General features: G+C 44.2%; 11 protein-coding genes. 7 read left to right on the top strand and 4 right to left on the bottom strand.

Annotation, left to right across the window (positions count from 1 at the left end):
* Nucleotides 1-171 precede the first annotated feature (171 nt).
* Both LEP1GSC052_RS15505 and LEP1GSC052_RS15500 read right to left on the bottom strand, forming a co-directional pair.
* Nucleotides 172-1176: an LIC_10230 family protein gene (locus LEP1GSC052_RS15505; protein WP_010573342.1), complete on the bottom strand. Its 1005-nt coding sequence runs from the start codon at nt 1174-1176 to the stop codon at nt 172-174.
* A gap of 14 nt (nt 1177-1190) precedes the next feature.
* Entirely contained in the window at nt 1191-2210 is a 1020-nt protein-coding gene (locus tag LEP1GSC052_RS15500) for a hypothetical protein (RefSeq protein ID WP_010573343.1), read from the bottom strand.
* Nucleotides 2211-2334: 124 nt separating this feature from the next.
* On the opposite strand from LEP1GSC052_RS15500, the gene LEP1GSC052_RS15495 reads away from it, so the two are divergent.
* The 7 genes from LEP1GSC052_RS15495 (at nt 2335) to mtaB (ending at nt 10513) form a co-directional block, all read left to right on the top strand.
* Nucleotides 2335-3708: an ABC transporter permease gene (locus LEP1GSC052_RS15495; protein WP_010573344.1), complete on the top strand. Its 1374-nt coding sequence runs from the start codon at nt 2335-2337 to the stop codon at nt 3706-3708.
* Between the two features lies 1 nt (nt 3709).
* On the top strand, nt 3710-4387 hold the full coding sequence (locus tag LEP1GSC052_RS15490; protein WP_010573345.1) for an ABC transporter ATP-binding protein: 678 nt from the start codon (nt 3710-3712) through the stop codon (nt 4385-4387).
* Nucleotides 4388-4487: 100 nt separating this feature from the next.
* Nucleotides 4488-5285: an ATP--guanido phosphotransferase gene (locus tag LEP1GSC052_RS15485; RefSeq protein WP_010573346.1), complete on the top strand. Its 798-nt coding sequence runs from the start codon at nt 4488-4490 to the stop codon at nt 5283-5285.
* Nucleotides 5286-5424: 139 nt separating this feature from the next.
* Entirely contained in the window at nt 5425-7974 is a 2550-nt protein-coding gene (locus tag LEP1GSC052_RS15480; RefSeq protein WP_010573347.1) for an ATP-dependent Clp protease ATP-binding subunit, read from the top strand.
* A gap of 2 nt (nt 7975-7976) precedes the next feature.
* Nucleotides 7977-8402, top strand: coding sequence for a hypothetical protein (locus tag LEP1GSC052_RS15475; RefSeq protein ID WP_040913070.1), 426 nt, complete (start codon nt 7977-7979; stop codon nt 8400-8402).
* Nucleotides 8403-8475: 73 nt separating this feature from the next.
* Complete coding sequence (locus LEP1GSC052_RS15470; RefSeq protein ID WP_425268412.1) at nt 8476-9219, top strand: tetratricopeptide repeat protein; 744 nt, start codon at nt 8476-8478, stop codon at nt 9217-9219.
* Nucleotides 9200-10513 (top strand): tRNA (N(6)-L-threonylcarbamoyladenosine(37)-C(2))-methylthiotransferase MtaB, encoded by a 1314-nt coding sequence (gene mtaB, locus LEP1GSC052_RS15465; RefSeq protein WP_010573350.1) that lies wholly within the window; start codon nt 9200-9202, stop codon nt 10511-10513. The genes LEP1GSC052_RS15470 and mtaB overlap by 20 nt, the downstream gene beginning before the upstream one ends.
* Nucleotides 10514-10548: 35 nt before the next feature.
* Here mtaB and LEP1GSC052_RS15460 read toward each other — a convergent pair whose 3' ends face one another.
* Nucleotides 10549-12648: a sensor histidine kinase gene (locus LEP1GSC052_RS15460; protein WP_020986106.1), complete on the bottom strand. Its 2100-nt coding sequence runs from the start codon at nt 12646-12648 to the stop codon at nt 10549-10551.
* Nucleotides 12638-13399 (bottom strand): response regulator transcription factor, encoded by a 762-nt coding sequence (locus LEP1GSC052_RS15455; RefSeq protein ID WP_040913639.1) that lies wholly within the window; start codon nt 13397-13399, stop codon nt 12638-12640. Before LEP1GSC052_RS15455 ends, LEP1GSC052_RS15460 begins: the two co-directional genes overlap by 11 nt.
* Nucleotides 13400-13470 lie beyond the last annotated feature (71 nt).

The raw sequence follows: 13470 nt of genomic DNA, 5'->3' as shown, positions 1-13470 counted from the left end.
CATAATCAAGTGTTTGCGCATATATTTCCGGCATGTCGATCGCTTCATAAGAATTCGAGAGAGTCTCGTCCGTTCTTTTTTGGAAAGAACACTGAAGTGAAAAGATAACCGCGAGAAAGAGAAGGTAATATTTTGTATTCATAACGATTTGTAAAATTTCGTTTTCCTTTCTCACAAACCCTTGCTGGAAGCGAAATCGAGAACCCAAGTGTTCATGGAAAGAATCGTAAACAAAAGCACCACGAATAAAATAACGCCCAAGATCGCGAACGCGATAAAGATCGTATTGCGGATGACCCTGAACTGAAGATAACTTACGGATAACGTAATGTTTCCCGTCGAAGTGAGCGCGTCGCTTTTCCCCATTCTAAAATAATTGCGGATGTAAAAAAGCATCATTAGCATCAAAAGAAAAATCAGAAGAATTCCGAACTCGAACGAATAATGTTTTTGAAGAAGAAAAATCGGAATGTAGATCAGGTTTCCTAAAAGAATTCCGGTGAACATGATCGCCGCGAAATGAAACAGAACCGGAATCCAGGAGATTTTCGACGAGGAAGAGGATTGAAATTCTTCCTCTCCGTTTTGAGCGGATTGGAGTACGCTGAAACGGTCCGCGGTTTTGTTATCGTAAACCTTGGAAATTCCGAAGATCATGTAGATTAACAAAATCGTTAATGCGAACAAGAACAAAGAGACGATCGCGCCGATGATCGGAGTCTGCTGAATGCTTCTCACCGGATGTTGCAGGGACATCAAAACGGGAAGAACGGAAATCAGATACAAACTTCGATTCAAAAAAGAATAAAACCAGGCTTTATAGTGGAGCGTTAAAAACGAAGTGACGGATAAGAATATTAGAAATCCGTAAATAAACAACATGATCTTCTGACCCAAAAGAATACGACTCATTCGATCCACGGTGGCTTCGAGCTGGGCGTCGGCGGGAATCGACTTCTCGTTCAATTCTTCCATAACCTTGGAAGTGAGTCGTATTTTGGAAATCAATCCTCTTTCGATTCCCCATTGAGGAGCGAGTTCTCTTCCCGAACCTTCGAGAAGCGCTTCCATGGAATCCATATCTCTCGGATCGTAAAAGATCGGTTCGAAGGAGATGTTCACAAGACAAAAGAATAAAATGATGAAAGGAAGGATCTGAGCGAGTTTTGTTTTCATGGTTTAGTCGATGGTTAAAAAAGAAATACGAAGATGGCGGTCATTGCGATTCCGAGAACGCCGAGCGCGATCAGGATCGTAATCAACAATCCCGAATCTTCGGACGATCCCGAACCTTGAGAAGAGGTTTTCGAAGAGGACTTTCCCGCGGAAGCGATCGGTTTCTCGCCCGTGTAAGGACGAACCTTGATCGAGTTCTCTTCTTCATAAATTTTTCCGAATACATCCGAACCGATCTGAACCACGGTTTCATTCTCTACGCCGTTGTTTTTGGAAGAGACAACCGTTCCGGGAACGGGACGAATCTGTCCTTCCGGAGTTTCCAACTTCATCGCTTCGATGATACCCTGAGAAGAAGTGTCCGTCTTTAACAATTGGATCATGATCTTGTCGCCGGGTTTCAAAGTGTTGATTTGAATTCCGGAAACGGGAGAAAGAACATACTTCATCGGAATCACTCTGGAGCCCGCGGGAATGAATTGTTCCTGAGGTTCTGCGGGTTTACTTGTTTCGAACGTCGGAGTCGAAGGTTCGAAAGAAGGAAGATCGGAATCCGTTTCTTCCGGAGAAGAATCTTCCAAAGGACTTCCTTGATTCGTTTCATCGAGTCTTGCACGATCCACGATCATATAAAAAAGCTGAATATCGGGTTTGGAATTTCCGGTCGCTTCGTTGATTACCTGGTTGAGAATATAACTGATCTTACTGTCGTCTTTACTTTTAAGGTAATGAATCAACTGTTCCATAAAGTCGTCCGACTTTCCGTTCGTTTGAAACAGTTCCGTGAGTTTGTTCGTGAGATTCTTAAGTTGTTTTCCTTCGTATTTCAACTTTTGACAAACGTTGACCACGTCTTTATGAGTGGAAACGGAAAGTTGAACCGAACCTATGTTCTCGGATTGTCCGACTGCGACGGTTTCGATCTTCTCCATCTTTCCTTGTTGGATATCGATGACGCTCGTGAATAGAATATGAATGGAAGAGGTTGTGTCTCTCGAGATGAATTGAAACGAATAGACCTGATTGGAGCTCATGTATTTTTAACTTAAGAAGGCTCCGATTGGGAAACTTTCTTCTTTATTTTTGACATTCTGGTTCGGATTCAGAGAATTGTCAAACTAAGGAAGGATTTCGCCTTCTAATTTTAAGAGTTTTTTAATGAAGTCAAATTTGTTCCGGGGTTCTTTGATATTTCTGGTAACCTCCCGTTATATTCGGGGGTCCCGGGTCGCCGGTCTCCTCTCATTAAAGTCTAGACTTTCGTTCATCGTTATGACGGTGGGAGTTTCTCTTTTGATCGTCGTCTTATCGATCTTCAACGGTTTTCAAAGACAGGTAAAAGAATCTCTTTGGCAAGGCGGACCTCATATCACGATCGAAAATAATTTCGATTCCGGCGATATACAAAATTATGAAAAGATAGTTTCTTGGTTAAGTAAGAATCCTTACTTAAAAGATAGGATCGTTTCCATCGGAGGAAGTATAACGAGTCACGGTTTGATTCAGAACAGCAACTCGTTTATTCCCATTATGGTTCGCGCACTTCCCGTTGAAAACATCCACGATCTGATCGGAAACAAACTTCCCAATTTCCCGAGAATCGTTCATCACAACCGGGAAGAAATCGTAAAATACAACGCGGACAATCAGGTATTGATCGGAAAGGAAATGGCCGGTCTTTATAACTTCGATCTTGGAGCGAATCTTACGATGGCCGTACCCGGCGGAAGATTCTCCTTAGGAAAGGGCGTCGACGTTTCCATCAAAACGTTTCGAACGGTCGGCTTCTTTAAAACCGGTTATTATAACTACGATACACATTACGTTTTTCTTTCGCTTCCGGTCGCACAACGATTCTTTAATCTAAAGAATTCGGTAAATCAGATCGCGATCAAAGTGAAGTCTTTGGACGATCTACAAAATTGTAAAAGAGAAATTCTAAAAGAATTCAGAGATCCCGAATTTGAAAACGAGATCGGTTACTCCGCTTCTTTCAGCGTAAGAACGATCGCGGAAGAACAGGAAAACTTCTTCACCGCGTTGAAGCTGGAGAAGACGATCATCTCCATTATCGTTTTCTTATTTATCATTCTCGCGGCGTTGGGAATGGTCGCGAGCGTTTACAGTTTGGTAAGAGCGAAACGAAAATCCATCGGAGTTTTGAAAGCGCTCGGTCTTCCTTCTTCCGGAATCTTACTGATCTTCACTTTGAACGCGATGGTTGTCGGAGTTCTCGCATCACTTGTCGGAGGAGTTTCCGGAATTTTTATCGCCGGCAATTTGGAGACGATCGTAAACGGACTTTCCGAACTCATCAACATGGTCGGATATTATTTTTATCATTCCGAGTGGACGAACGTGGAGTTGGTTCCGAAGGACGTTTATTACTTCGATCACATTCCTGTCGATATAGACATTTCATTCATCTTTATGGTGACAACGGCCGCTACGATTTTATCGGGAATCGCGGGCTACTTCCCGGCGCGATGGGCGGCCGGACTCAATCCCGTGGATACGATAAGGAACGACTAACGTGAGTCTGATCAAAGTAAGAAATTTAGTAAAAAATTATCATATTCTCGATAAGGAATTTAAAATCCTCGATCATCTTGATCTCGACGTCGAAGAAGGCGAGATCGTTTCCGTGGAAGGAAAGTCGGGAATCGGAAAGTCCACACTTCTGAACATTTTAGGTTCTATGGATTCTTCCGATAGCGGAGAAGTCAGCGTTTGCGGAGTTTCCCTCGATCAAATTTCAGAAACCGGAAAAGAAAAGTTCAGAGCGGAAAAAGTTTCCTTTATCTTTCAGCATCATCTTCTTCTTCCCGATTTTACCGCGTTGGAAAACGTAAGCATTCCTCTTTTGATCAACGGAGTTCAACCGGGAAAGGCGAGACAACTTTCGATCGAAATGTTGGATCGTGTCGGTCTTAAGGATCGTCATGATAATTTTCCTTCCCAGCTTTCGGGCGGGGAAAGTGCGAGGGTCGGAGTTGCAAGAGCTTTGGTCGCCGGAAAAAAACTCGTTCTCGCGGACGAACCGACCGGAAACTTGGATCGCGAGAATTCCCGCAATCTGATGGCGTTGATTTTGGAACTTCAAAAGGAACTTCGTTTTTCGATGGTGATCGTGACGCACGATATGGAACTCGCTTCTTTAGCGCATCGAAGAAATCAAATGGCGGGCGGCAAGCTTCAACCGATTTCTTAAAGTAAAGTAAGAATTTCGCTTTAACGTTTGTTCCGACAAAGTATTTCGTTTGAAATCCCGCTTGCGTAGGAACTTCAACCCATTTCAAAATTGAACGGAGATGTCATCCGAAACCTGCTTATACTGCGGGACCGATCGCGCGGTCTGGAATCAAAAAGGAAAAATCGGCTGCGTCCATTGTCTCAAAATTTTTCGAAAAGAATACCGAGCGCATCTCAGACAAAAGGACTTCGAATTTTCTTCCCGATTTTTGCAAGGAGCGGAGCTGGAGAATTTTCTTCGTTTCGAATCTCTTTCCGAGTCGGAAAAAATTCTCGAGCTGGATCGGATTTCTCCGCCGTTTACCTTCCGGTTGAGAATCGGACGCAACCTTAAAGGAAGAATCTATCCGACTGCGACGCAAAACGCCGGAGTTCCGACCCAAATCCTAAAAGAATTCCTAACGCAGACTTTAAACTTAGACCCTACGCTTCTTAACCACAAAGAATTACCCGCTCGAATTCCTTGGGGCGAGGGCAATCTATTCTTCGGAGACGAAGATCATCTTCGATGGGAGGTTTTGGCGCCGACGGTTTCGGAATTATTCCGACAAATCGAAAATTCTCCCTTGGAAAAATGGGAAAATCAAAAACTTTTTGACTACGATCCGGATTTCGGTTATGTCACCTCGTGTCCTACCAATGCGGGTTCGGGAACCAAAATCAGCTTAAAGCTCTCGATGAAATCCTGGAAGAACCAAAATTCTCCCTCGTTTAAGGTTCCCGGGTTTTTAGAGTTTTACCTTGAGAATTCATCCGAATTCGCAGTTTTTTATCTAAAAAATTTTGCTTTTTCTCAAAAAAATTCCTTTTTAAATTTAGTTTATTATTTAGCCTTACAGGTGGAACCGGCGTTGTAAGCCCGGAATTTACGCGAACTTCCGATCCTTTTTCGAAAACGTTCCGATACTGAAATTAAAAGCAGAGTTACACTCACTGAGTGGAAATTTCGAAGCGAATTCAGTCTAATCATTACAAATAAAAAACAAAGGCGCTGTTATGCTGGAATTTACTAAAAGAGCCAAAAGAGTCATCAACGAGATCGCTCAGGATGAGGCCAAGCGTCTTGGTAGCGATTATATCGGGCCGGAACATATTCTGCTCGGTCTTCTGAAAGAAGAAGATTCGGTTGCTATCAAAATCCTGAACAACCTCAACATTAACCTCAACGAATTGCGTAAAGAGGTGGAAAGAAGAACGCGTGAAGCTTCCGGAGCCTTGCTCATGGACGTCGCCGGCGGTCAGGATCGATATCAAAAAATTATCGAGCTTTCCAAAGAAGAAGCAAAACGTCTCAAGCACAATTACGTGGGAACGGAACACATCCTTCTTGCGTTGTTGAGAGATAACAACAACATCGCGGGCGGCGCGCTTTATTCTTTTAGCGTAAATTATAATGTTATAAAGAGCGAAATCTTACGTTTGCTGGGAGCTCCGCCAACAAGTTCCGTCGGCGTAAGTTCCGCGGCTCAATCCGGTCCGCAAGGAACTCAACCTCGTCAGGAAAAAACCAAAACTCCGATTTTGGACGAGTTCGCACGCGACCTCACTCAACTTGCCAGAGATAAAAAACTGGATCCGGTTGTGGGAAGAGCGATTGAGATTCAAAGAGTCATTCAAATTCTTTCCAGAAAAACGAAGAACAATCCGGTTCTCGTGGGAGAATCCGGAGTCGGTAAAACCGCGATCGTGGAAGGACTTGCTCTTGCGATCGTAGAAAAGAGCGTTCCCGATCTCTTGTTCGAAAAGAGAGTTCTTTCTTTGGATCTCGCGTCTTTGATCGCAGGAACCAAATACAGAGGAGAATTCGAAGAGCGTCTGAAAAAGATCATGAAGGAAATCACTTCCTCCACGAACATCATCATCTTTATCGATGAGCTTCACACTCTGATCGGAGCCGGAGCCGCGGAAGGAGCCGTTGACGCGGCGAACATTCTCAAGCCCGCATTAGCAAGAGGAGAACTCCAGTGCATCGGCGCGACCACAAGCGCGGAATATCGTAAGTATATCGAAAAAGATTCGGCTTTGGAAAGAAGATTCCAAGTCGTAAAAGTCGCCGAACCTTCGGTGGACGACGCGATTCAGATTCTCCAAGGTTTGAAAAAAGCCTACGAGGCTCACCACAAAGTGAGATACTCCGATAAGGCTTTGGAACAATCCGTGAAACTTTCTCACAGATATATCAACGATCGTTATCTACCTGATAAAGCGATCGATATCATCGACGAGGCCGGAGCGAAAGCGCGTTTAGCGAATTGTGCTCGTCCTCAAACGATCAAGGATCTCGAAGAGGAAATCAAATCTCTCGCGACTAAAAAAGAAGAATTGGTCCGCGCCCAAGAATACGAAAAGGCCGCCGGAGTTCGCGACGAAGTGAACCGGAAAAAACAGGCTATGGAAGAAAAGATTCGTTCTTGGCAAGAGAAGATGGAAGACTTCGCGGTTAACATCGAAGAAGACGACATTCTTTCCGTGATCTCTTTGTGGACCGGAATTCCGCTGGAAAAAATGGAAGAATCCGAATCCGACAAACTTCTCCGCTTGGAAGACGAACTTAAAAAACGAGTCGTCGGTCAAGGCGAAGCGATCGAAAAAATCGCGAAAGCGGTTCGTCGTGCGAGAACGGGATTCAAGAGCGAAAGACGTCCTACCGGGTCGTTTATCTTCTTGGGACCGACGGGAGTCGGTAAGACCGAGCTTGCAAAAGCTCTTGCGAACTTCCTCTTCGGAAACGACGACGCGATGCTTCGCGTGGATATGTCCGAATACATGGAACCGCACGCGGTCAGCCGTTTGATCGGAGCCCCTCCAGGTTACGTAGGTTATGATGACGGAGGTCAGTTGACCGAGTTCGTCAGAAAGAGACCGTACTCCATCATTCTTTTGGATGAGATTGAAAAAGCGCACCACGACATTTTCAATATTCTCCTCCAAATCATGGAAGAAGGAAACCTGACCGATACGAAAGGACGCAAAGTCAACTTCAGAGATACGATCATCATCATGACTTCCAATATCGGTGCGAAGGAAATTCAAGCCGGTGGAAGACTCGGATTCGAAGATCGTAAAGACGAAGCGCTGAAATACAAGTCCGATCAAACCCGCGATCAGTTGAAGAAATACTTCAACCCGGAATTCCTGAACCGTGTGGACGAGGTCATCTACTTCGGATCTCTCACCAAAGAGAATATCATGGCAATCATCGATATTATGGTGATCGATACGAACAAGAGATTCCGTGAAAAAACGATCCAAGTGTCCATCACTCAGGCCGCAAAGGATCATATCATGGATATCGGCTACGACGAGAAGTTCGGCGCAAGACCGCTTCGGAGAGTTTTCCAGAGAGAACTCGAAGATCACATGGCGGTTCAAACGCTCAAAGGAGCTTACAAAGAACCTACTAAAATCGAAATCGATTTCAAAGAAGGTAAGCTCGACTTCGTGGAAACTCCGTGGACGGACTATAAACCGGCAGATTCAAAGGCCGGAGGAGACGACAATTCTTCCGGTAATCCCGAAAGGTCGGAAGAGATTGCCTTAGTCTAAGGATGCCTATACTCATCCCTGTATTGATTCTGATTTCCTATCTTCTGATTCGGAAGATTTGGTTCCATCTTAGGAAAATCAGGACCATTGCAGGGATCGAGAAAATTTCCCTCTGCGTTTTTCACCCCGATTTATTTCTTCCCGAGGTACGGGTCTTTTACAAGTATTACTTTCAGGGCGGAGTTTACTACGGCTCCGGATATATGCTCTTGGCCGATTTTCTCGGTCAGGAAGAATATTCGATCTATCGAAATGCGGACGGTCTTCCCGTTTTGGAAATGGAAGATCAAACGATTCTTTCCGAAGAACAGATCGAACATTTTCTCATGCAGAAATATCCGAGTATCATCGTTTATATCGATCCCGTAGAACCGTTTCATTCTCTGATCGATTGTATCAATGCAAAGTCGATGAGCATGACCGCTTAAAAGAATAGAGAGTTTAGAAATGCAAATCCGTAATCTTCGATCCTTGTTTCTCGTACTGTGTTTCATCGTTCCGATGTTTTCCGCGCAACTTTCCGCGCAAACCGGGGAAGAATATTCTCTCGCGTTAAAGGAATACGAGAACCGCAACTACGAAAAATCTTTGGAGATCATTCGAGGTCTTCACGATAAGGGCGGACGTTCTTACGAATCGCATTATTTGGCGGGACATTGTCATTTCGCATTAGGAAGAACCAAGTCCGCGGGAACGCATTGGTCCGAAGCGCTTTCGATCAAACCGGGCGACGCGGCCGTCAGCTTGGATTACGCGAGATATCTTTTGAATAACGGAAGAGAAGACGACGGTTTGCAGGTGATCGCACGCGCTTACGAACTCAATCCGCGCAACAAAGACGTTCGTCTTCTTTTCGGAACCGCGCTTCTTTACAACGGAAAGGCGAGAGACGCGTTGAGCATCACCGAAAAATTAAAGGCGGAAGATTCCAACGATTACCGCCCTCTCGTGTTGGAAGGTCAGATCTATTATTATCTCGGAAGCATCGAAAAGGCCGAAGTCAGTTTGAAGTGGGCGAATTCCCTCGTTCCGAACAACGCGAACGTGTTGAACAATCTCGCGCTCGTTTACGAAAAAGCGTCCAATCAGGAAAACAAAAAGGGCAAATATGGAAACGCGAAGAATTATCTGAACTCCGCAAAGGAACAGATCGAATCGGCGCTTAAACTCGAACCCGAAAATTCTCACTTTAAAGATAACTTAAAAAGAATCGAAGCAAAACTCAATGCTCTCTCCAATAGCTGAACAAACCGTTTTATTCAATACGCTCGGATGCAGACTTAATTTTTTCGAGTCCGACGGTTTGTTCGCTTCCCTTACAAAACACGGTTATCGTTCCGCGAAAGCGGAGGAACATCCGGAAGTCGTAATCATCAATACGTGCACCGTAACGAATAAGGCCGATTCGAGAAATCGAAACACGATTCGAAACGCGATCAAAAAATTTCCGGGTTCTCAAATTTGGGTCACGGGTTGTTATGCGGAAACCGATCGCGATTCCATCGAAGCGATCCCCGGAGTTGCGGGCGTAGTCGGCAACACGGAAAAATCAAAACTCCCTGCGATGATCTTGGAAAAGAAAGGTTTGATCGATTCGGAAGAATTGATCCGAGTTTCTTACGATCGATTTTCCTATTCGGACGTGTTGCCGAACGGACATACGCGCGCTTATTTAAAAATTCAGGACGGATGCAACCGTAAGTGTTCTTATTGTAAGATTCCACAAGCGCGCGGTCTCGGAGTCAGCAGAAACTATCAGGACGTATTGGATCAGGTCCGTTTTCTACAAGACAATGGAGTCGGCGAAATCGTTTTAACAGGAGTCAATCTCGGTTGGTTTCGCGACGGAGAAAACAAAAAAGCATTCAACAAAATTATAGGCGATATATTAAACATTTTAGAATATTCAAGAATCAGAATATCATCAATCGAACCTCCTGACGTCGGAAACGAACTCGCGGAGCTGATGACTCATCCGCGATTTACTCCGTTTCTGCACATTCCTTTGCAAAGCGGAAGTGCGGAAATTCTCAAAAGAATGAAACGCACATACACGCCGGAAACGTTCCGCAAACGTGTGGAAACCGCAAAGGAAAAAATTCCTGGATTGTTCTTAGGAACCGATGTGATCGTCGGTTTTCCCGGAGAAACCGAAGAGATGTTTCAGGATTCCGTGAGAATGGTCCGCGAGCTCGGATTTGCGAAGATCCACGCGTTCCCATTCTCCGTAAGGAGAAACACGTTAGCCGAAACCTTTCCCGATTCCGTAAGCAAGGAAACGAAAAAAGAAAGAGTTCACGCGCTTAACGCTTTGTCCAGAGAACTTCATCGAAACTACGCGGTCGCCGAAACTGGAAAAACCAGAGAGGCGATTCTCGAACAGGGCGGAGTTGCGGTTACGGACAATTATCTCAAAGTAAGATTGAACGAGTCCGAACTTCGCAATCTCAAAGTAGGTCAGTTTTTAAACGTGGAACTTCTCGAATATCGGACCGAAGAGGACAAAGAAGGAACGTTCGAAGGCCGGATTTCCCGATAACGAATCAAGATCGATATCGCGATCCAAAAATTCCTTCAACTCTGTTCCGGCAAAAAAATCTCCACCAGCGCCTCGTTCGTATTCAAAAATTCTAAAGTAAGATAACCTCCAAAAATTTTCAACAAAGCGCTGTGGATTCTAAGGCCTTGCCCGGCCGATTCAAAGGGAGAATTTCGATCGGTTTCGATCCGATTTTTAATTCGTATTAAAATTCCGCTCGGATCGTTCCTCTTTGCAAAGAATGAAACCGAAATATCGTTTCGATCCGTTTCCCGAGAATATTTTACCGCATTTCGAATCGATTCCCGGCACGCGTAAAAAAGAATTTCCAACGCTTCCGGTTTGGAAATCGGAAATCGTTCTTTCAACTCAGGTTCGAAATTCCAATCAAAACGGGAAGGTTCCCATTCCGAATCCGTTCTTCGGATTAACGCGTCGATCAAACCGAGCCTTGCGATTTCCAGACTCGTATCGGGAAGTTCCCTCAAAAAGCTCGAAACCCGTTTGTGCAAATTCGTAAGAAGTCGGATTTGTTCGGAAAATTCGTTTTCGTTTTTTAATCGGGAAAGAATCAAAATCGAAGAATGGATTTCGGGAAGAATTTCATCGTGAAGAATTTGTCTCGTTTTGTAATCGGAGATCCTCTGTTCTTCCATATGCTTCTTTTGTAATGAACCGAGAATCAACGAATTACTTTCGGTAAAAAGCGAGGATAAGATCCAGGACACGGCGGCCTTTGCGGTTTCGATTTCCTCTTCCGCGTATAAACCTCCGTTTCTTTTTTGACCTAAGAATAAAAGACCGTCCCCGGATTGATCGTTTTCCACTTTGATACAAAGGGCAAAGTCCGCATGATTCTCCCGTTCTAAATAGGCGAGGTTATCGTTCTCGAAAATTAGATTCAAATTTTTGAATGTGTTTACGTCTACGTCCGAGGTTTCTCGTTTTTGGAATTCTTGGGTTGTGCCCGCATCCGGATAACGGAGAATCATATCTTCGATAAACGGAATTCTGCTTTCGTTGATAAACAAAGCGGAAGAAGTTTCAAGAATGTCCGAACAAAGAATGTAGAAGGATTTTTGGAATTTATCCCTTAGATTTTTCGAGTTCTCAAGTAGGTCGCCCTTGATCTCCTCCGTTTTTATGATGGAACTTAAGACGGAACTTTTTTCCAATCGCAGATCCTTGCTTTTTTTCAAAAGAAAGGTTCTGGCCGCACAATAAACGTAAGAACCGGTCAGGAACAGTTCAATTTTAAGAAAATTGAATGTAGCGGCCGCAAAGTAAAGAAGAGCCAGGATGAAAAAGCCGAAGTTCGCGTTTCTCCATTCTTCCCTAAGGCTGATTTTCGGAAGGATACGGCCCGTAAAAATTTCGTAAGAGATCAGCGCTTGTCCCAAAACGAGGATCGAGACCGAAACTAAAAATAGGATTCCGATCAGAAAACCGTAAAACGGAATCGGGTCCCGATCCGATCGGGCGACTGGGTCTTCTATAATTCCGGTTCCTTGTCCCAAAAATAAAAAGAACACGAGTATAAAAACTCCGAAAAGAAGCAAGGAGATCGTTTTTAAAAAGGGGACCGCTTTGTTTCGGGCGATTTCGGGAAGAACGTTTTTGGAAACTCGAAACGAAAAAAGGGCAACGATCGGAATCGTGATGCAGAATAGAATATAAACGAGATAGGAAAGTCGAAATGAAAACGGAACTACATTCCAAAAATGGAATAAAGATAATTTCAGTGAAATTTTCCGGCTCCATATAAAAAAGAAAACGACCGCCGAGATTTGTGCGATCAAAAGAAGCCAAAAAAAGATTCTATAAATTCTTTTTTCCCTTAAAAAACCCAAGAACCAAACTACGATAAAAAACCAACCGAAAGGAATCAAAATTAAACCGAAGATCCCCGGTAGAAAATAAACCGCCGAATAATTGGAAACGACGATAAGACCCGATTCTCCGATCCAAGAAAAAAAACCGAACAAGGCCGAAACCGAAATCAAAATCCAAATCGTAAACGTCGCGGCCCGGTCCCTTCTTTCCAAATTGACGATGGTCGTCGAAGCAAGCCAAAGAAGAATCGAGGATAAAAACAAAAATACGGAACAGATAAAAATTTCCGGATTAAGATTCAAGATTCGATTCCCATCGAATCCATTCTCCGGATCCGTTTCTATAATATGCGCTTCCGTCTTCTTCCCATTGTAGAAAACGATTTTCTCTTACGATCAACGCGGCTCTCGTTCGTGCGACTTTTTCGTCCGAGTTGGATTCGTTTAAATCCCAGGCCGCGTAGATTTGTCCGTTGATTCTGCTGATCGTTCTTTTGTCCTTAAATCCGAGGCGCGCCGCCATCTGTTCGTTGCTTTGACCTGCGGCTAACATTCTTGCTACGATCTTTTCGTTGGGTTCCAAGATCGCCATGGGAGAATTTTCATCCTGATCCTTAACCTCGACGATTCTCGTTTCGATTTCGGGATCGATAAAACTTTTGCCTTCGTAGGCGAGTTCGATCAAGGGAACGATCATCTTGGGCAAAAGATAATTCGATTTTCGTACGTATGCGTAATGACTTAGAATTCCGGCCTTGCGAAAGGTTCTAAAGTATTCGTCGCTGTCCTGGATCGAGTAAATGACGACCGGTTTTCTGGGAAATTCCTTTCGAACGGCGACGATCGTTTCGATTCCGTTTAACGTTCCGGCTAAACGGACATCGGCCAGTAAAACGTCGAACTCGTTCTTTAACGCGAAGTCGATCACTTGTTCCCCGGTCGCGCAGTCGTAGACGACATTCAAACGTTTGAATTCTTTCAAACCTTCGATCAGGGATTTTCTCAGCTTTTCGTTGTCTTCCACGATCAACAGATTTAGGACTTTATCTTTCATATCGGAACGACCGATTTTATGTTTTTTCAAGCGCAACTGTCAAGCACTTGAGTGCGTCGCGATTCGCACCC

The organism is Leptospira kmetyi serovar Malaysia str. Bejo-Iso9 (assembly GCF_000243735.2).
In the GTDB taxonomy this organism is placed as follows: domain Bacteria; phylum Spirochaetota; class Leptospiria; order Leptospirales; family Leptospiraceae; genus Leptospira; species Leptospira kmetyi.
Note: the sequence above shows the minus strand (reverse complement) of the source record. Positions and strands in the feature narration are given on the sequence as shown.